The sequence below is a fragment of the Micromonospora sp. DT201 genome (assembly GCF_049841575.1).
Taxonomy (GTDB): domain Bacteria; phylum Actinomycetota; class Actinomycetes; order Mycobacteriales; family Micromonosporaceae; genus Micromonospora.
The window spans coordinates 71,278-88,760 of record NZ_JBNCKP010000012.1; the positions used below are offsets into that span (position 1 = coordinate 71,278).

Consider the following 17,483-nt stretch of genomic DNA (forward strand, 5'->3'; position numbering starts at 1 on the left):
TCACATTCGTGCTGACACGACCCGTGCCAGCGCGGGTATCAACTGCCGGTAGCTGGCCGAGGTGAGATGCAGGCCGTCGGCCTCCAGCCCGCTTTCGCCGATGTGCGCGCCGGTCTCCAGGCTGGCCTTGGGCCCGACCGCCGCCCGTAGCACGTCCCGGTACGCGTCCAGCTCGTCATTGGTCCGCATGCCGAGGCCGGGCCGGTCCACCTCGCGGATCGACGGCGGCAGGAACGCCACCGGTCGGGCGCTGCCAAGTGCCGACAGGATCGTCGCGATGTTCGAGGTGAAGCGGTCGAGAGGTACGCGCTTCCACGGCGCGCAGTCGTTCGCGCCGAAGGACAGCACCACGACCGACCAGTTCAGCCGACCGAGGTGGGCGGCACGGGCGGCCCCGTCTGAGCTGTCCCAGCCGCCGGCGGCGCAGTTGAACACGGTCGTGTCCGGCGCGAGTTCATGCTCCAGCCGCTGGATGTGCGGCTTGGTGAAGCGTGCCAACATGCTGTCGCCGAACAGCATCACCTGGGTCATGCGTAGCCGCTCAGGCTGGACAACGCCTTGGCGCCGAGGCTGCCACGGATGTGCTGACGCAGCACCGTCGCGGCGAGGTGGCCGTCGCCGGCGATGACCGCCTCCAGCATGGCGCGATGCTCGGCCGACGTCTCGTCGCGTTCGGGCTGGTCGCGTCTGTCCCGGAGACCGACGAGGCGGTAGCGGTCGGCCTTGTCCCACAGCCCGTCGAGGGTCGCGATGAGCACCTCGTTGTGCGAAGCGGTGTAGATGGCGCGGTGGAACTCGCGGTGTGCCGCCAGATCGGCCGGGTCGGGACGGTCCGGCAGTGGCCTGAGCCGGTCGTACGCGGCACGCATCGCGGCGATGTCCGACGTGGCTCGTCGCTCCGCGGCGAGTGCGGCGGCCAGGGGGTCGAGCGCCCGGCGCATTTCCAGCAGGTCCCGGGCCTCCTCGGCGGACAGGCCGGTCACCCGTGCGTCGCGGTGGGCGTCGAGCTCGACGAGGCCTTCCGACTTGAGCCGCCGTAGCGCCTCCCGCAGGGGAGTGGTGCTGATGCCCAGCTCCCGCGCCAGGGCGGCCTGGTTGAGCACCGTGTCGGGGCCGTACACGTTGGTGAGGATCTTGTCGCGTACCAGGGCGTACGCCAAGTCGCTCTTGGTTGTGTAGATGTCGGCCACCACGCTGACGCTCCCTCCGTCGGACACAGGTTATAACCTGTTGTCTCGGTCTCACCTGGCCCAGCCCGCAACCTAGATCAAATAGGCTTCAGATTATAAGCTTCAGGTGGAGGGGGCAGGGATGTCGGAACTGGTTGTCGGGCCACACCGCTACCGGATTGCGGGGATCGCCGACCTGGTGACGTCCCGGATGCCCTACACGATCCGCATCCTGCTGGAGAACCTGCTGCGCCACAGCGATCGCGTCCCCCGCAGCCAGCTCGAAGCGGTGGTGGAGTGGGGATCGGAGCGGTCGTTCGCCACAGCGGTCGACCTGCGTCCGGCACGGGTGTTCATGCATGACACCAACGGAGTGCCCCTGTTGGCGGACATCGCGGCGATGCGGGACGTCGCCGAACGCGCCGATGCGATCAACCCTCTGATACCAACCGCGCTCGTGGTCGACCACTCGGTGATCGCGGAGGTGTTCGGCACCTCGGCGGCCTTCGAGCGCAACGTCGACGTGGAGTACGAGCGCAACGCCGAGCGCTACCGCTTCCTACGCTGGGCGCAGGCCTCGATGCGCAACCTCGATGTTGTCCCGCCGGGAAAAGGAATCATGCACCAGGTCAACCTGGAGCACCTGGCACAGGTGGTGATGACCGACGGCGACTGGGCGTTCCCCGACTTCTGCCTCGGCACCGACTCGCACACGACCATGGTGAACGGGCTCGGCGTGCTGGGGTGGGGCATCGGTGGCACTGACGCCGAGGCGGCGATGTTGGGCGAGGCCGTCACCATGCTGCTGCCGCCGGTGGTGGGCGTACGCCTGACCGGCGCGCTGCCGGTCGGCGCGACCGCGACCGACCTCGTCCTCACGATCACCGAGAAGCTGCGTGCGCACGGCGTCGTCGGCGCGTTCGTCGAGTTCCACGGCGAGGGAGTGCGTCGACTGTCGCTGCCGGACCGCGCGACCATCGCGAACATGAGCCCGGAGTTCGGGTCGACGTGCGCCTACTTCCCAATCGACGAGGAGACCATCCGGTACCTGCGGTTCACCGGTCGGCCCGCCGAGCAGGTGGCGCTCGTCGAGGCGTACGCGAAGGCGCAGAAGCTCTGGCACCAGCCGGACTCCGTCGCCGACTACACCGAGGTCGTCGAACTCGACCTGCGCAGCGTGCTGCCGTCGCTGGCCGGGCCGCGCCGGCCACAGGACAGGATCACCCTGTCCGCAGCAGCGTCGGCGCTCGACGCCGAGTTGGCATCCGAGGGTCGCTTCGGCGACGAGCACGGCGTGGTGGGCATCGCGGCCATCACGTCCTGCACGAACACCTCCAACCCGCGGCTGATGGTCACCGCAGCCCTGGTGGCGCGCAACGCCGTCGAACGCGGGCTGACGAGCAAACCGTGGGTCAAGACGACCCTGTCACCCGGTTCGCGGGTGGTGACCGACTACCTCGATGCTGCCGGGCTGTCCCCCTTCCTCCAGGAGCTGGGTTTCCACCTGACCGGGTACGGCTGCATGACGTGCATCGGCGCGTCCGGCCCGCTCGTCGGCGAACTCCAGGAGGCCGTACGGGACAAGGGCGTCACCGCGGTGTCAGTGCTGTCCGGCAACCGGAACTTCGCCGGGCGGATCAACCCTGACACCCGCCTGAACTACCTCGCCTCGCCGCCACTTGTGGTCGCGTACGCGCTCGCCGGCACCATGCGCACCGACCTGACCAGCGAACCTGTCGGTCACAGCCCGGACGGGACGCCGGTCTTCCTCAGCGACCTCTGGCCCACACCGGACGAGGTCACCACGATCATTGATTCGGTGCTGACACCGGAGATGTTCAGCCAGGCATACCGAGCCGTCTACACCGGCGACGCCCGGTGGGAGGGCCTCGGTCAGGCCGACGGCGACCGGTTTGCGTGGGATCCGGCGAGCAGCTACCTACGGCGTCCGCCCTTCGCGGATGGACCTGTCACGCACCCCGTCCCGGACATCGAAGGCGCGCGGGTCCTGGTGATGCTGGGTGACTCGACCACCACCGACCACATCTCGCCGGCGGGAGCAATCCCGGTGGACTCGCCGGCCGGCCGCTACCTCACCGACCGTGGGGTGGGGCGGTTCGCCTTCAACACGTACGCCTCCCGGCGCGGCAACCACGAGGTGATGGTCCGGGGCGCGTTCGCGAACGCCCAGCTCCGCAACCAACTCGTGCCGGGCATCGAGGGTGGCTACACGCTGAGTCTCGCCGAGGACGGGCAGGTACGCACTGTCTACGACGCCGCCATGGCGTATCGCGACGCGGGCGTGCCCCTGGTCGTGCTCGGCGGCGCGCAGTACGGCACCGGGTCCTCCCGCGACTGGGCCGCGAAGGGCCCCGCATTGTTGGGTGTTCGCGCCGTCCTGGCCGAATCGTTCGAACGCATCCACCGCGCGAACCTGATCGGGCTGGGAGTGCTGCCCCTGCAGTACCTCCCGGGCGAGAACGCTCGGACACTCGGACTGACCGGGCGCGAGGTGATCACCATCCGTGGTCTGGCGTCGATGGAATTCGCGTCGACCATCACGGTGCAGGCGGACGAGCGTGAGTTCCACGCCGTCGTCCGGCTGGACACCACCCGGGAACAGCAGATCTACCGCAGCGGGGGCATCCTGAAGCTGGTCTCGCAGCGTCTGGCCGGCACGATCTGAGCCCTCCTTGACAACCGCGGCGCCTCTCGAGTCCGGGGCGGCGCGGTGGCCGCTGTGAGCTGTCGCAGATCAATGTCGTTGCTGCCTGCGCACGGTAGGTCAGATCAGGACCGCAGCGAGAGCGCGGAACGCGTCGGCGGGGAATGTCGTGGCGTCGCCGCCGTTGAGTACCTGGATCGCCACCTCGTCCGCGCCGGCCTGGTAGTGCTTCTCCAGCCCTGCCGCGACCTTCTCGGCCGTGCCCCAGGGGATCAGGGCGTCGACGAGGCGGTCGCTGCCGCCTGCGGCGAAGTCCTCGTCGGTGAAGCCGAATCGCCGCAGGTTGTTGGTGTAGTTCGGCAGCGCGAGGTATCTGCTCGTGTACTGCCGCGCGGTGGCGCGTGCGGTGGTGGGGTCCGAGTCGAGGACCACCGCGGCCTCGGGGGCGAGCAGTCGGTCAGGCCCGAGTGCCGCTCGGGCCTCGGCGGTGTGCTCAGCAGGAACGAAGTACGGGTGCGCCCCGGCTGAACGGTCGCGGGAGAGCTCGAGCATCCGCGGGCCGAGTGCGGCCAGGACCCGCCGCTCGGGAGGGAGCCCGGCCGCGTCGAGAGCGTCGAGATACTCCACCATCTTCGAGTACGGCTTGCGATAGGTTGTGCCGCTGCCCTCCACCAGCACAGCGTGGCTGGCGCCGAGACCGAGCAGGAACCGGCCGGAATGGGCCCGCTCCGCGTCCTGGGCGAACGCCGCCACCTCGGGGGGCGACGAGTGCCAGATGCTCACAATCCCCGATGCGACCCCGATGCGCTTGGTCCCGTCCAGGATCTCCCGGAAGCGTGGGGCCACGTTCTCGCCGAAGCCGCCCGAGAACCAGAGCCGTGAATAGCCGAGCTCCTCCAACTCGGTCGCGGCATCGATGGCCGCGCCCTGGCTCTCGCTGACAAGGAAGAACGGTTGCCATACGCTGACGAGTCGTTGTGCCATACCGGAACACTACGCATCAACTCCTACAAGAGCGCGACGCCGCACCGTGGCCAGTAGTGCCTTGGCCCAGGCGGCGGACAGGCTCTTCTTCGCGCCCCGGGATCAGTTCCAGGAGCAGTTGGTGCAGCTGGGAAACCATCCGAGTTTGGTCCTCCCTTAGGGAGCTTCGCAGACGCTGTCACGGCCCGCCGTCGGCGCACACGGCGGCGGCAGCTCTGCCTGCCAGGCGTCCGGCCGCTTACGCGTTCCACCGACGGTGTGACCCCGATCTGCCGACCCGTGTTTCCGGCTCGCGATCGTGATTAGACGAGTCCGCAGACGATGTTGGCTACCTGGTCAGGCATCGACAGGAACGGCGAGTGTGACGCGTCGAGTCCTAGCACATGCGTTGGGTTGCCGGGGAAGGCCGCATCGGCGTCGGCGATGAACCGTTCCTGCACGGCGGGAGGGATCACTACGTCCCTGTCGGTCTTGATGTAGGTGCGCGGGACTGAGCCCCAGCCGTCGTCGGTGAGCGTGGTCGAGCCCAGGGCGATGCTGATTGGGGCGTCGGGACTGAGTAGCGAGATCGCCGCGTCAACCAGCATCGGGTCGACGTCGCCGTAGAAGATGTCGCGCAACACCTGACGGTAGCTGGGATCGGGCGAGCCGACATCGAGGCGCAGTGCCCCGACCGCCGCCGGATCGGCCCGCAGCGCTTGGGACAGTTCCGGGGTCTGCGCGTGCGCGAGCGCCGGGGTGTCCGACGCCGGCATGAAGGCGGCCAGGTATACCGCGCGGGAGACAAGTTCCGGCGCCTGTTGTGCCGCTCGGGTGAGCACTGTTCCCCCCATGCTGTGCGCGACAACGGTGACCGGACGCCCGCCGCCCAGGTGCTTCATCTGCTCCACCAGGAAGTCGCTGGCCTCGTCGAGGTCGATGCCGGCGACGGGGGACGGAGTGTTGACCAGCGCCTGCGGGTCGAAGGGACCGGCGGTCGCTGCGGCTGGGCGGCGGGCCCGCAGGCCGTGGCCGGGTAGGTCGATGGCGGACCCGATGCGTCCGGCACGGGCCACGTGGGTGAGAGCCTCGGTCCAGCACCAGGCGGCGTGCCAGAAGCCGTGGACGAACAGGATGGGGGTGGCGGTCATAGGAACTCCTTGTGGCGACGAAAGCACCCCAATCTGACACCTACAGTTGTACCTGTCAAGCTGGAGGTGTCAGACTGGCGGCATGTCGTTGCGCCATGCCCTGCTCGGATTGCTGGAAGACGGTCCCGCCAGTGGCTATGACCTGACCGCACGCTTCGAGAAGTCGCTGCACAAGTACGTCTGGACCGCCCGGCAAAGCCACGTCTATCCGGAGTTGAACCGGATGGCCGACGACGACCTCATCGCCGTCGGCGAGCAGGGTGCTCGTGGTCGCCGGACCTATACGATCACCGATCTGGGCCGGGCGGAACTCCGCGCCTGGCTGCTGGCCCCCGCCTCCGCCCGCGCCGTGCGCGACGAGCAAGTGCTGCGCATGTCGCTGCTGTCCACTCTCACCACCGACGAGGCACGCCAACTCGTTCGCGGCTACCTCGCCGACGCCGAGACAGGGCACGCCGAACTCATCGACATCGCCGCTGCGGCCGACGCCGAAGCGCACCCACGTGGCCGGCTGCGCTTCGGCCGACTGGCCATCGAATACGGCATCCGTAGCTACCAAGCACAGCAGGAATGGGCCCGCTGGGCCCTAGAGCAACTGGAAGCATCCGCCACAGGCGACTAAGCGCACCGGCGTACCCATGCCGGTCCTGCCGCTGATATGGCACGCCGGCCGTTCGGGCTGTCACGTAGGTGCCGCCATGCCGGGTGCCCGGCCACGATCTTCCTCACCCGGAACAGGCCTGGCATCGTTTGCTCGCGACCGGCGTTGCACCTGATCCCAGGGGGCTATTCCGCGACCGGTGTTCATCGCAGGGTGAGCGGGGTCTCGGCTTCGATGCGGGTCAGTTTCTCCGGGTTGCGGACGTAGTAGAGGCCGGTGATTCGGGCGTTCTCGAGGCGGATTGCCATGACGCCGTCGAGCTCGCCGTCCAGGCGTACGAGGAGTGCCGGGTTGCCGTTGACCACGGTCGGTTCACCGGTGAGCGTGCCTTGGACCTTGCCTAGACCACCGAAGAACATGCGGACCACCTTCTCAGCGCCGGTGATAGGGCGCAGCGCGGCCTGCTTGACGCCGCCGCCGTCGCCCACCAGGACGACGTCAGGGGCGAGTACGTCGAGGAGGCCCTGTAAGTCCCTGGTTTCGACCGCGCGCTGGAACGCACCCAGAGCCGCCCGGGTCTCGCTCGGGGAGACCACCTCGCGAGGGCGACGGGCGTCGACGTGCTGGCGGGCGCGGTGCGCGATCTGGCGCACGGCCGCTGGGCTCTTGCCGACGGCGGCCGCGATCTCGTCGTAGCCGATTCCGAAGGCCTCGCGCAGCACGAAGACGGCACGCTCGGTCGGCGAGAGCCTCTCGAGGACGATCATCAGCGCCATCGACACGCTCTCGGCGAGCTCGACGTCCTCGGCCACGTCCGGCGTGGTGAGCAGCGGCTCGGGCAGCCAGGAGCCGACATACGCCTCCCTGCGGCGCCTCATTGTGCGCAGCCGATTGAGCGACAGTCGGGTCGTGATCCGGACCAGGTAGGCGCGCTGGTCGCGCACCTGTCCGACGTCGACCTTGACCCACCGCAGCCAGGCTTCCTGGAGGACGTCTTCGGCGTCGGCCGCCGATCCGAGCATCTCGTATGCGACGGTGAAAAGCAGGTTGCGGTGGGCGACGAAAGTCTCGGTCGCCGAGTCATCGGCGTGGTCGCTCATCTCTCGATCCCTCTCCTTCACGGCCGGCCCCTGGTTGCCGAAGGCATTCAAACGTGCATCCACACAAGGTCCATTTCGTTGGTAGCCGTTCGATCTGACCACCCGTTTGCTGCGATCGAGAATGGGACACCACCCGGCACACGGCTGTGACACCCGAGCTGCCGACGATCCGTTGCTCAAAGGGCCGCCGATGAACGCATGCGTGCAGCGGCGCCCGCAATAAGGGGCGCCGCCTCACGACATGCAGCCCAGATCGACCGGACCGGCCACGAATGCCTGGCTAGGCCGCCCGTTCGGCGGTGGCCGGCGCCTCGCCGCGCTTGGCCCGCAGCAACTCCTGGCGCTCGTCATCCTTGACCCAGGTGAGCGAGCCGGGCTTGCGTGCCTCGTCCGCCAGATGCTTAAGCGTGTGCTTGCAAACGAACTCCTTAAGCTTCGCGCCCGGGCGGCCTCCGAGGTAGAACCTATTCGCGGTGTCGTCCTTGGAGGCGAACTGGAAGATGCCGGCGCGACGACCCAGGCTGATGCACTGGCCGAAAAAACCCAGGTTGATGGGCCCGGGCTGCTCACCTGCGATCCGGGCCAGCACCGTGTCGGCGGCATGTGCGCCGATCCTCGTGGCGGCCTGGCAGCTCATCCGGAACGGCAGATCCGACGGTGCCGCCGAATCACCGGCCGCGACGATACGTACGTCGTCCACGCTCGTCAACGTCTCGTCCGTGAGCAGGCGGCCCAAGGCGTCGGTGCTCAGCCCGCTGCGCGCGGCCAGGTCCGGCACGCCGAATCCGGCGGTCCAGATGGTCACCGTGCTCGGCAGCTCACGGCCGCCGCTGAGCTGCACGGCATCGCGCGTCACGGCCGTCACCTCCGTGTCGGGGCCTTCGAGTACGGTCACACCGAGTTTGGCCAGCCGCTTGGCAACCGAGCGTCGGCCCTTCGGGTGCAGGTACGGGCCGAGTACCTCGCCGCAGACCAGGGTCACTGTGTGGCCTTCCTCCGCCAGTTCGGCGGCGGTCTCGATGCCGGTCGGGCCGGCGCCGACAACCGTTACCGGGGCCATTGTGGGAGCGGCGTCGACGACCGGTCGCAGCCGTTGCGCCTCCTCCAGGCTGGCAATCGGGTAGGCGAACTCGGCCGCTCCGGGCACGCCCGGGTCGGCGCTGCCACTGCCCACCGCGTAGATCAGGTAGTCGTAGCCGATCGTGGCGCCCGTCGCCAACGTCACGCTGCGCCCGGCCGCGTCAATATCGATCACGGTGTCGACCACCAGCCGAACGGCCTCGCCCAGGACATCTGGGTAGTCGACAACCGCGTCGTCGGACCCGCCCACCAGTTGCTGTAGGCGGATCCGCTCGACGAAGGCCGGACGCGGGTTGATCAGAGTCACTGTCACGTCGTCGCGCTGCGTCAGGCGATTGGCCGCCATGACGCCGGCGTATCCGCCGCCGATCACGACGACGTCGGTGTTCCCGGTCATGTTGTCTCCTTCGTTTCGAGAGCTTCGGCCTCAGCGGGCTCGTTCAGCCGGTGAAGGCCTCGGGACCAAAGCGGCCCCACCCGATGAATGCTGCGAGCACGAGATAGATCGAGACCACCACCACGACCTTGGTGCCGTCGTGGTAGCGCACATGGGTGATTACCGCGCCGGCCATCAGCAAGACCATGCAGACAGCAGTCACCGGTACCAGGACCGGTGCGATGTCGACCACGGCGGGCAGGATCAGGCCAACCGCGGCCAGGAGTTCGAGAACCCCGAGGGCCCTGACGAAGCCAGGGCTGACATCCTTGACCCATCCCGAGGCGACGCGCTTTTCCAGCTTCTCCTTGCGGACGAACGTCTTGCTGATGCCGCCGCCGAGGGCGACTAGGGCGAGCAGTCCGGCGGCGATCCACAGTGTGAGGTTCATAGGGTTTTCCTTTCGTTCCTACGGGCTCGGCCTCAAGACACCGCCTTTTCGGTCGTTGTGACAGCGCATGAGCCAGGTCACTTCACAGGCGTGGGATCGGGATGCGCAGCCCTCACAGTCGGCGCTGCGGTCTGGTCCCGTTCCAGTTCGGCCTGCGCGACAGCTCGGTGGGTGGGCCTTTGCTGTGGCCGGTGGGCGAGGCCTGGCCGACATGCAGCGACGAGCACGAGCCGTACGAGTTGACGACGCTGGAGGACGTCCGCGCGCGTCGACGCATCCTCGCCGCGGCGTGGCAACGGCCCAGGCCGCCGGGAACGAATTTGCTCACTCCCGATGAGAAGGTGGTCATAGACCGCGTAGATGCCGGTTACGACCCGGCGCTGCTGCCGGTGGAGCCGCTGCCGCTCATCCCGCTGGCGCAGCTCTACGCCCGGGACGTCCCTGATCTGCCCTGTCCCGATGGCACGGACATGCTTCAGGTGCTGTGGTGCCCGTTCGACGAAATCATGGACGCGCGGTCGGCGGTGCACCTATGGTGGCGGCGGTCCACAAGCGTGCGGAACATGCTGGTGCACCCGCCCGAGCCGGCCTTCGTCGGCCAGGGCTTTTACGTGCCGGAACCTTGCGTTCTGCACCCAGAGCAGGTCATCGAGTACCCCGCTTATCACGAGCTGGATGACAAGCTGGCGGAACGCATCATTTCCCGAGAAAGGGAGCTCCTCCAGTCGCCGGACGAGAAGCAACCGGGTTACCGGGGCGATCTGTAACTGAGTCGAAGCACGCTCATACCGCGGCCTGGGCTCGTCTTGACGAGGATGTTGCCCCCGGCTGGTCGAGAGCGCTTCAGGGCATCCCGCCGCCTCTATTCATGGCAGTGAAAGTACGTCATCAGGAACGGTTCAGCGCCGCGATTAACGTGCGTGAAGCCTGGTCGGCCGATCTCATGTTCTGTCCAGTGATCAATTGTTTATCGACGACCACATGGGAGGAGAATTCCGCAGCCTCCTCGAAAGCCGCTCCGAGAGATGTCAATCGGTCCTGCAAGAGGAACGGGACCGATTGATGTCTGCCGAGCAAGACTTCTTCGCGGTTCGACAATCCTGTCACTCGACGGCCTTTCACTGAAGTGTGTCCGGTGACTGGATCAGGTGAACACAGGGCTGCGACGCCGTGACATACAGCGACGACGGGCTTGTTGGCGTTCAGCGCGGTGCTGATCAGGCGCCCCGCACTCTCGTTCTCCGGAAGATCCCACATCCCGCCATGGCCTCCCGCGAAGAACAGGCCATCGAAGCGCTCGCTATCGACGGCTGTGAGCGGCATCGTGTGTTCTAGAAGGCTCTGAGCCTCTCTGTCGGCAGACAGGCGGCGCAACGCAGCGGTCTCGACACCATCTCCGAAGCTCAACGGATCGACCGGTGGTTGCCCGCCCATCGGCGACGCGACCTGGACTTCGATCCCAGCCTCAGTCAGAAGGTAGTACGGCGAGGCGAACGTCTGCAGACCCACCCCTGTCGCAATGCCGGTCCGTCCGAGCTGACCGTGCGAGGTCAGCACCAACAACACACGCAGCATCACTCATCCTCGTTACAGCAGGCAGCCGGCAACGAATCGTACGGCAGGCATGGTCGTTCTTCGGGCTGACCGCCAGGCAGGTCCGACCTTCGTCAGGAGGCGGGCTGCTGCGGGTCGCCCTCAGTCGTGAGGGCTGAGGAAGTCGGTGATGAGGGTAGCGAGCTCCTGTGGGCGTTCGGCGACCATCGCGTGGCTGGCGCCGGCGAGATGCCGCACCCGCAAAGATGAGTTGTCCACAGTGGCAAGCCGTTCGGCGGTGACCTTGCGGTACGCCTCGTACAGGCTGTGGAACGGCTGTTGTTCGGGCAGGTCCTCGGTGGCGAGGACGAGCAGCAGCGAGCAGCGGACGCCGCGGTAGGCGGGCATCAGGTCGAGGGAGTCCATGGCATCCCGGAGCTGCCGGGTGAGGTCCGGGCTGGGCCGCAGTCGGCTGCGGCCGTCGTCGCCGGGCACGAGGTTGCGTTCGAAGGCTGCCACCCAATCCTCGGCTGCGGCACCGTAGTGCTGGGCCATGGCCCGCTGCCCCGTCAGCATGGCGGCCACCTGTTCGGCGGTTAGTGGTTCGGCCATCATCGCGGCCATCCCGTCGAAGACGGCCTGCAGCTTGGCCAGCTCGGTCTCGGCCTGCTCCGGATCCAGCCCGGCGAGCTGCTCCGGACGGTTCAACGGCGGATTGCCGTCCAAGCTGACCGCACCGGGACACTCCGGGTGACGCTGGGCCCAGAGGGTGGCGAGCATGCCGCCGAGGGAGACGCCGACCACCGCTGGGGAGGTGAGGCCGAGGTGGTCGGCGACGGCGGCCAGGTCGGCCAGTACGTCGTCCCAGCGCCACGGGCCGTCTCCGGACCGGCCGTGACCGCGCAGGTCGGCGGTGACCACCCGGTGGGTCGGGCGCAGGTGCTCGGCGAGGGTGGTCATCTGGGCGAGGTTGCCGCCGGCGCCGTGAAGGAGCAGCAGCGGTTGTCCGGCTCCGCCGAAGTCGCGGATCGCGACGGGCACGGTCGGGGAGTCGATGATGGTCTCAGACACGTCGGGTTCCCTCCTTGAGCAGTCGGTCGCGTACGGAGGCGGAGCGCACGCCGCCTTCGGGGTGCCGGGCGAGCTTGTCGCGGGAGACCAGGTCGTGGACGCCCTGGCGGGTGATGCCGAGCATGGCGCCGGCCACCGTGTACGACACGGATTCGGCGGTCGGGTGGCCGACCCGTCGCGCAACGGCCTGGCCGAAAGGGCTGCGCCACCAGTCGAGGGGTGGGTCGAACAGTCCGTCCCCTGGGTAGAGGGTGGCGATCGCGCGCATGACCACGCTGACGGCGGCCCGGTCGTCGCCGCTGACGATCGTGGTGGCCCAGGATCGGGCCCGTTTCCGAATGGCGGCGCGCAGCGGGTCGATGGCGTCGTGGCTGTCGACCAGGATTTCGAGAGGGTCGAGCAGGCGGATGTCGATCAACCGGATGAGCTGCTCGGTCAGTTCCTCGGGGGAGGGCTGCCGGGGTTACTCCGGTGGGGCTGCGGCTCGGCAGACCGCCCCGATCGGCGGAAGCTTCCGGTCGATCAGGTATCGGTCGACGTAGCTGGTGGTGCATGCGGTACGGAGATACGCCGCGTGGCCCCAGCCCTGGTAGGTGACGAGCCGGCCCCTGGCTCCCAACTGGTCCGCGACGTTCCGCGCCCAGTTGTAAGGAGTGGCCGGATCGTGCTGACCGTTGATCAGTAGCAGCGGCACCGAGGTGTTTACCCGCAGCCGGTGTTGTGGATTGTTGACCTTGCCCTTCCACCCGAGGCACACCATGGTGGGCGCGATAGCGCCGGTCGAGATGCGTAGGCGCGGCGCCACCGCCAGCGATTTGTCGAGGTACCGGGCCATCTGGGGGTAGCCGTCGATGGGCAGCGACCAGTCTCCGCAGACCACCGGTAGGGGCAGTTGGACCACCTCATCGGTTGCCGACGCTGGCGTTGCCGGCGTTGTCGCGCCGGGTGCGGACCTGTCCAACGAGTCGAGCCAACTGGCCAAACCCGACCAGTCGGGGTCGTAGAACTCGTTGAATGCTTTGTCGCTGAGATCGAACCAGGTCAGCCTCCTGCCGTTGGCCGGATCCACCAGGGTGCCGGTCGCAGCGCGGCGCATCAGGTCATCGAAGACTGCACCCACGCTCTGGCCATGCAGCGCACAAGCCTCGCTCCGCTCGCACCACGCGGCGAACTCATCGAAGGAGTCCTCGACGGCAGCCGCTTGATCGACCAGGAACGGTTTGGTGCTCAGGCTGTGGTCCATGACGCTGTCGAGTGCCAGGGCCCGGACCCGATGGGGGAACTTTTCGGCGTACACCTGGCCGATCAGCGTGCCGTAGGACACGCCGTGGTAGCTGATCTGCCGGACTCCGAGGGCGGCTCGAATGGCGTCCATGTCGTAGGCCACGCTGATGGTGTCAGCGTGGTCGAACAGCGGTCCGGTACGTGCCCGGCAATCGTCGTACAGTCGCTGGTTGTAGGCGATCTGATGCTCGTACTCCGCCTGGTTGCTGATTATGGGGAAGGGCATCTCGGCCAGTAGGGAGGCCGAGCAGACCGCCGGGCTGCTGCGGGCGACGCCACGCGGGTCGAAGCCGACGATATCGAACCTTCGGCGGATCTCGGGGCTGAAGTTCTTGTCCGCCTCGAGTACGTAGTCGACCCCGGACAGGCCGGGGCCGCCCGTGCCGACGAGCAACGGGCCGACTCGCGCTGCTGGGTCGGTCGCGACCTGTTTGACGATCGCCAATGGGAATGTCGCCGCGTGCGGGCGGGCCCAGTCGATCGGGAGATCGAGCGTGGCGCAGCGCATGCCTCTGTCTTCAAGGTGTTGCGGGCATGGATTCCAGGCGATCGGGGCGGCCCGCCAGCCGTTGGGACCGTTTCCGTTTGCCGGGCTTGGCTCCGCGCCCGCGGGGTTGGCCATGGGAGCGAGCAACGCCATGACGACGGCTCCCACACCTACAGCAGCACGGATGGCATTTGGCATGAAAGGCAACTCCATTCGCCGATGGGATGAGCTGCCGCAATTCGAGCACGGGCCGAGTTCGACCAGAATGGATCGTTGACGGTTCCAGGGTGATCTCCGGGAAACCCCCGACGGGATACGTCGCTACCTTTCGAGAACATCCCTGATGGTGCACGGCGGCAGCGGGCGGGCGACGCTCCTCGATCCGCCCTCCCGCACCGCAATGGCCGGTGCTGGCCCGAACAAGTGAAGGCGGCGGGCCCTCCGTGTCAGGGCGGAGTGCGGAGGGCGGCGCGGCAGCAGAGGGCAGTCTGGTTTGCCTGACGAGCCTGTTTCGCCACCTTCGCCGCCATCTTGGAAGGTCATCAGTTCGCTGCGCCTGCCGCCGCCGGCAGCAGCTGCCGTGCGGAGCTTGCGATCCATATGCGACAGATCGGCGTTGACAGACGCCCGCATGATCAGTTGAATCGTCAGCAACGCCAACTCCTCGGCGTTCGACACGATCGAGCCCAGTCGGTGGTCCTGATGAGACACCGGTTCGCCGGAGTGATTCCACACTCGAGGCAGGGCTGATCCTGAGCCACTCCGGAGTCCTAGCCGTGGTCTTGCGTACCCTTGCCCGCTGTCTCGTCGGCGGCACCACCGCGCTCACTGCCGCCATCGCTGTTGGCGTAGCCGCACACGCCGACGCCGCCACTACCCCTGCCGCGGCGGCTGTGTTCACACTGCCGCCAGTCAACGCCAAGTTCGACTACCAAATCGGCAAGGCCTACACTCCGCCGACCGGTGTCACGGTGGTCAGCCGTGACCGCGAGGCAGCACCGGCCGCCGGCCTCTACAACATCTGCTACGTCAACGCCTTCCAGGTGCAGCCCGGGGAGGTTACCTGGTGGCAGCAGAACCACGACGACCTGCTGCTGCGCGACTCCTCCGGCGAATACGTCGTCGACGGCGACTGGAACGAAATCCTGCTCGACATCTCTACCGCCGCGAAGCGCACCGCGGTCGCCGGGATCGTCAACGCCTGGATCGACGGCTGCGCCGCCGACGGCTTCCAGGCAGTCGAGCCCGACAACATCGACTCTTACGACCGCTCCGAGGACCTGCTCAGCATCACCAACGCCATCGACTACCTGAAGCTGCTGGCTCCCCACGCACACGCCGCCGGACTCGCCATCGGCCAGAAAAACACCACCGAACTCAGGGCCAGGGGCAAGGCGGCCGGTCTCGACTTCGCGATCGCAGAGGAATGCGGCCGCTACAACGAGTGCGGCGATTACACCGACGTGTACGGCAACAACGTTATCGACATCGAGTACACGGACAACGCCTACACCAAGGCATGCGCAGCGGTAGGCGCGACTGTGTCAGTGGTCCGTCGCGATGTAAATGTCACCGCGCCGGGTAGCTCCAAGTATATCTACAACGCCTGCTAGGGCCGGTTTCATAAGGGCGGTCGAGCCGAGGCGGAGTCCGGGCTGCGGTCCGGCAAGGTGCGGTTTCGTTCGGATACCGGTGTTGTATCCGGACGAAACCGCAACGCCGCCGGTCGTCGTCCGGGCCCGCCGCAGGCCGGCCAGTTGACGCCTGGGCCAGTATCCCGAGGCCACCGAGTGCTACCGACAGGCCCTGTCGCTCTGGCGCGAGGCGGGCGACGTAGCGATGCCTGCTGCCGCCCCAGGCCGGTCTCCTCCACCTAGTTGCCCCTCCTCCTACCAGGGGAGAGGGCCATCAGCGTCGAAATAGCCTCCGGTGGGGCCGTCGGGGCCCACCTGCGCCATGCGGACGATGATCTCGGCGCCCTGCTCGACAGTCTGGATACCGGTGTTCCCGTTCAGATCGGTCTTGGTGAAGCCAGGCTCGACCGCGTTGATCCGCATGTTCGGGAACGCCTTCGCGTACTGCACGGTGATCATGTTGACGGCGGCCTTCGACGCCGGGTAGGCGATCCCCGGGTAGGCGTACGTCGGGGTGCCCGCGTCGGTGACCCGGGCCAGCGAGGCCAGGCCGCTGCTGAGATTCACAATGACCGGGGCGGCCGAACGCTGCAGCAACGGCAGGAACGCGTGGGTGACACGGACCGTGCCGAAGACGTTCGTCTCGAAAGTCTCCCGCATCATGTCGGCGGTCACGTCCGCGGCGCCGATCACGATGTTGCCGGCACCCCTTGCCTCGATGCCCGCGTTGTTGATCAGTGTGTCCAGCCCCCCACCAGCCTCGATAGCCTTCGCTGCGGCCTGCACGGACGCGTCGTCGGTGACGTCGAGCTGGACGGCCCGTGCGCCCAGCTGCTCGGCGGCGCGGCGCCCGCGTTCGGCGTCCCGGCTGCCGACATAGACGGTGTGGCCTGCGGCGATGAGTCGACGGGCGGTCTCGAAGCCGAGTCCCTTGTTCGCACCGGTGATCAGTGTTGTTGTCATGCCTCCAGGCTCCAGCCGGTCGGTGCGGTTGGCCAGTCGTCCCTTCTTCCTGGGACCGCCAGTACCAGGCAACACCACAACTGAGCGGTGCACACTGGTGAGCATGTCGACGACGGAATTCGGGCAGGCGGTGCACCGCTGGCGCGACCGCGTCTCGCCCGAGGCCGTCGGGCTGCCCGCCGGCAGGGACCGACGTACGGCCGGACTGCGCCGTGAGGAGCTTGCCCTGCTGGCCGGGATCTCCGTCGACTACATCACCCGCCTCGAACAGGGCCGCGCGTCCAATCCGTCGGCGCAGGTCGTCGAAGCCCTGGCCAGGGCCTTGCGGCTGTCGGCAACCGAGCGCGCACACCTGTTCCGGCTGGCCGGGCTGGCACCGCCGGGTCCGGAAACGGTACCCGCCTACATCACCCCGAGCGTCCAGCGGCTGCTGGACAGGCTGACCGGGACACCCGTCGGGGTCTACGACGCGTCCTGGACTCTGCTTGTGGCCAATCCGCCGTACGCGGCGTTGATGGGTGATCCGTCCGGATGGCGTGGCAACCAGCGCAACGCGGTGTGGCGGCATTTTCTCGGCCCGGGTACCCGAGCCCGCCACACCCCGCAGTCCCTGCGAGCGTTCGAGACGGCGCTGGTTGCCGACCTGCGTGCGGCCGCAGGCTGCTATCCGGCCGACCAGCAGCTACGGCAACTGGTCGCGGAGTTGAGCGCGAACAACGATCGGTTCGCGAAGTTGTGGGATTCCGGCACTGTTGGCCGTCATGAAGCCGCACGCAAGACCATCGACCATCCGCACGTGGGCCCCCTGACGCTGGACTGCGACGTGCTCACTGTGGCGGGCAGCGATCTGCGCATCATGATCTACACGGCCGAGCCCGGGACCGAGGACGCCGACCGTCTCGCCCTGCTCACCGTGCTCGGCACCCAGGCACTGGTCGGATAGCTGGCCCGCGCA

General features: G+C 67.7%; 17 protein-coding genes. 5 read left to right on the plus strand and 12 right to left on the minus strand.

All coding sequences use genetic code 11. The features are described from left to right. Together ACLQ28_RS20165 and ACLQ28_RS20170 are read right to left on the minus strand one after the other, a co-directional pair. Entirely contained in the window at window positions 1–531 is a 531-nt protein-coding gene (locus ACLQ28_RS20165) for a GDSL-type esterase/lipase family protein (RefSeq protein WP_425687826.1), read from the minus strand. Next, on the minus strand, window positions 528–1,217 hold the full coding sequence (locus tag ACLQ28_RS20170) for a GntR family transcriptional regulator (protein WP_425687827.1): 690 nt from the start codon (window positions 1,215–1,217) through the stop codon (window positions 528–530). Before ACLQ28_RS20170 ends, ACLQ28_RS20165 begins: the two co-directional genes overlap by 4 nt. A gap of 94 nt (window positions 1,218–1,311) precedes the next feature. Between ACLQ28_RS20170 and acnA the strand changes: the two genes are divergently transcribed. Next, a complete protein-coding gene (acnA, locus tag ACLQ28_RS20175) occupies window positions 1,312–3,855 on the plus strand; it encodes an aconitate hydratase AcnA (RefSeq protein WP_425687828.1) in 2,544 nt (847 codons plus the stop codon). 99 nt (window positions 3,856–3,954) lie between these two features. Here acnA and ACLQ28_RS20180 read toward each other — a convergent pair whose 3' ends face one another. Together ACLQ28_RS20180 and ACLQ28_RS20185 are read right to left on the minus strand one after the other, a co-directional pair. Beyond that, window positions 3,955–4,818, minus strand: a complete 864-nt coding sequence (locus ACLQ28_RS20180; protein ID WP_425687829.1) for an LLM class F420-dependent oxidoreductase — start codon at window positions 4,816–4,818, stop codon at window positions 3,955–3,957. Between the two features lie 302 nt (window positions 4,819–5,120). After that, window positions 5,121–5,948, minus strand: a complete 828-nt coding sequence (locus tag ACLQ28_RS20185; RefSeq protein WP_425687830.1) for an alpha/beta fold hydrolase — start codon at window positions 5,946–5,948, stop codon at window positions 5,121–5,123. Between the two features lie 82 nt (window positions 5,949–6,030). Between ACLQ28_RS20185 and ACLQ28_RS20190 the strand changes: the two genes are divergently transcribed. Further along, complete coding sequence (locus ACLQ28_RS20190) at window positions 6,031–6,570, plus strand: PadR family transcriptional regulator (protein ID WP_425687831.1); 540 nt, start codon at window positions 6,031–6,033, stop codon at window positions 6,568–6,570. Window positions 6,571–6,752: 182 nt separating this feature from the next. Here ACLQ28_RS20190 and ACLQ28_RS20195 read toward each other — a convergent pair whose 3' ends face one another. From ACLQ28_RS20195 to ACLQ28_RS20205, 3 genes are all read right to left on the minus strand, one after another. Continuing rightward, window positions 6,753–7,649 (minus strand): RNA polymerase sigma-70 factor, encoded by an 897-nt coding sequence (locus ACLQ28_RS20195; RefSeq protein WP_425687832.1) that lies wholly within the window; start codon window positions 7,647–7,649, stop codon window positions 6,753–6,755. Window positions 7,650–7,929: 280 nt separating this feature from the next. Next, window positions 7,930–9,126 (minus strand): NAD(P)/FAD-dependent oxidoreductase, encoded by a 1,197-nt coding sequence (locus tag ACLQ28_RS20200; protein WP_425687833.1) that lies wholly within the window; start codon window positions 9,124–9,126, stop codon window positions 7,930–7,932. A 43-nt stretch (window positions 9,127–9,169) separates the two neighbouring features. Beyond that, entirely contained in the window at window positions 9,170–9,556 is a 387-nt protein-coding gene (locus ACLQ28_RS20205; RefSeq protein ID WP_425687834.1) for a DoxX family protein, read from the minus strand. A 191-nt stretch (window positions 9,557–9,747) separates the two neighbouring features. On the opposite strand from ACLQ28_RS20205, the gene ACLQ28_RS20210 reads away from it, so the two are divergent. Further along, window positions 9,748–10,323 (plus strand): hypothetical protein, encoded by a 576-nt coding sequence (locus ACLQ28_RS20210; RefSeq protein ID WP_425687835.1) that lies wholly within the window; start codon window positions 9,748–9,750, stop codon window positions 10,321–10,323. 121 nt (window positions 10,324–10,444) lie between these two features. On the opposite strand, the gene ACLQ28_RS20215 is transcribed toward ACLQ28_RS20210, so the two are convergent. The 4 genes from ACLQ28_RS20215 to ACLQ28_RS20230 form a co-directional block, all read right to left on the minus strand. Beyond that, window positions 10,445–11,131, minus strand: a complete 687-nt coding sequence (locus tag ACLQ28_RS20215; protein WP_425687836.1) for a type 1 glutamine amidotransferase domain-containing protein — start codon at window positions 11,129–11,131, stop codon at window positions 10,445–10,447. A gap of 120 nt (window positions 11,132–11,251) precedes the next feature. Continuing rightward, window positions 11,252–12,160, minus strand: coding sequence for an alpha/beta fold hydrolase (locus tag ACLQ28_RS20220; protein ID WP_425687837.1), 909 nt, complete (start codon window positions 12,158–12,160; stop codon window positions 11,252–11,254). Beyond that, complete coding sequence (locus ACLQ28_RS20225; protein ID WP_425687838.1) at window positions 12,153–12,578, minus strand: hypothetical protein; 426 nt, start codon at window positions 12,576–12,578, stop codon at window positions 12,153–12,155. Before ACLQ28_RS20225 ends, ACLQ28_RS20220 begins: the two co-directional genes overlap by 8 nt. A 45-nt stretch (window positions 12,579–12,623) precedes the next feature. Then, window positions 12,624–13,952, minus strand: coding sequence for an alpha/beta hydrolase (locus ACLQ28_RS20230; protein ID WP_425687839.1), 1,329 nt, complete (start codon window positions 13,950–13,952; stop codon window positions 12,624–12,626). A 755-nt stretch (window positions 13,953–14,707) separates the two neighbouring features. Here ACLQ28_RS20230 and ACLQ28_RS20235 point away from each other — a divergent pair. After that, window positions 14,708–15,544, plus strand: coding sequence for an endo alpha-1,4 polygalactosaminidase (locus ACLQ28_RS20235; RefSeq protein ID WP_425687840.1), 837 nt, complete (start codon window positions 14,708–14,710; stop codon window positions 15,542–15,544). A 276-nt stretch (window positions 15,545–15,820) separates the two neighbouring features. Here ACLQ28_RS20235 and ACLQ28_RS20240 read toward each other — a convergent pair whose 3' ends face one another. Next, window positions 15,821–16,528 (minus strand): SDR family NAD(P)-dependent oxidoreductase, encoded by a 708-nt coding sequence (locus tag ACLQ28_RS20240; RefSeq protein ID WP_425687841.1) that lies wholly within the window; start codon window positions 16,526–16,528, stop codon window positions 15,821–15,823. Window positions 16,529–16,631: 103 nt separating this feature from the next. Here ACLQ28_RS20240 and ACLQ28_RS20245 point away from each other — a divergent pair, with 103 nt between their 5' ends. Further along, complete coding sequence (locus ACLQ28_RS20245) at window positions 16,632–17,471, plus strand: helix-turn-helix transcriptional regulator (RefSeq protein ID WP_425687842.1); 840 nt, start codon at window positions 16,632–16,634, stop codon at window positions 17,469–17,471. Window positions 17,472–17,483 lie beyond the last annotated feature (12 nt).

Excerpts from the sequence above, each read along its gene's own strand:
- ACLQ28_RS20165 (WP_425687826.1), bottom strand. The coding sequence starts at position 531 with ATGACCCAGGTGATGCTGTTCGGCGACAGCATGTTGGCACGCTTCACC.
- acnA (WP_425687828.1), top strand. The coding sequence starts at position 1,312 with ATGTCGGAACTGGTTGTCGGGCCACACCGCTACCGGATTGCGGGGATC.
- ACLQ28_RS20180 (WP_425687829.1), bottom strand. The coding sequence starts at position 4,818 with ATGGCACAACGACTCGTCAGCGTATGGCAACCGTTCTTCCTTGTCAGC.
- ACLQ28_RS20185 (WP_425687830.1), bottom strand. The coding sequence starts at position 5,948 with ATGACCGCCACCCCCATCCTGTTCGTCCACGGCTTCTGGCACGCCGCC.
- ACLQ28_RS20190 (WP_425687831.1), top strand. The coding sequence starts at position 6,031 with ATGTCGTTGCGCCATGCCCTGCTCGGATTGCTGGAAGACGGTCCCGCC.
- ACLQ28_RS20195 (WP_425687832.1), bottom strand. The coding sequence starts at position 7,649 with ATGAGCGACCACGCCGATGACTCGGCGACCGAGACTTTCGTCGCCCAC.
- ACLQ28_RS20200 (WP_425687833.1), bottom strand. The coding sequence starts at position 9,126 with ATGACCGGGAACACCGACGTCGTCGTGATCGGCGGCGGATACGCCGGC.
- ACLQ28_RS20205 (WP_425687834.1), bottom strand. The coding sequence starts at position 9,556 with ATGAACCTCACACTGTGGATCGCCGCCGGACTGCTCGCCCTAGTCGCC.
- ACLQ28_RS20215 (WP_425687836.1), bottom strand. The coding sequence starts at position 11,131 with ATGCTGCGTGTGTTGTTGGTGCTGACCTCGCACGGTCAGCTCGGACGG.
- ACLQ28_RS20230 (WP_425687839.1), bottom strand. The coding sequence starts at position 13,952 with ATGCGCTGCGCCACGCTCGATCTCCCGATCGACTGGGCCCGCCCGCAC.
- ACLQ28_RS20240 (WP_425687841.1), bottom strand. The coding sequence starts at position 16,528 with ATGACAACAACACTGATCACCGGTGCGAACAAGGGACTCGGCTTCGAG.
- ACLQ28_RS20245 (WP_425687842.1), top strand. The coding sequence starts at position 16,632 with ATGTCGACGACGGAATTCGGGCAGGCGGTGCACCGCTGGCGCGACCGC.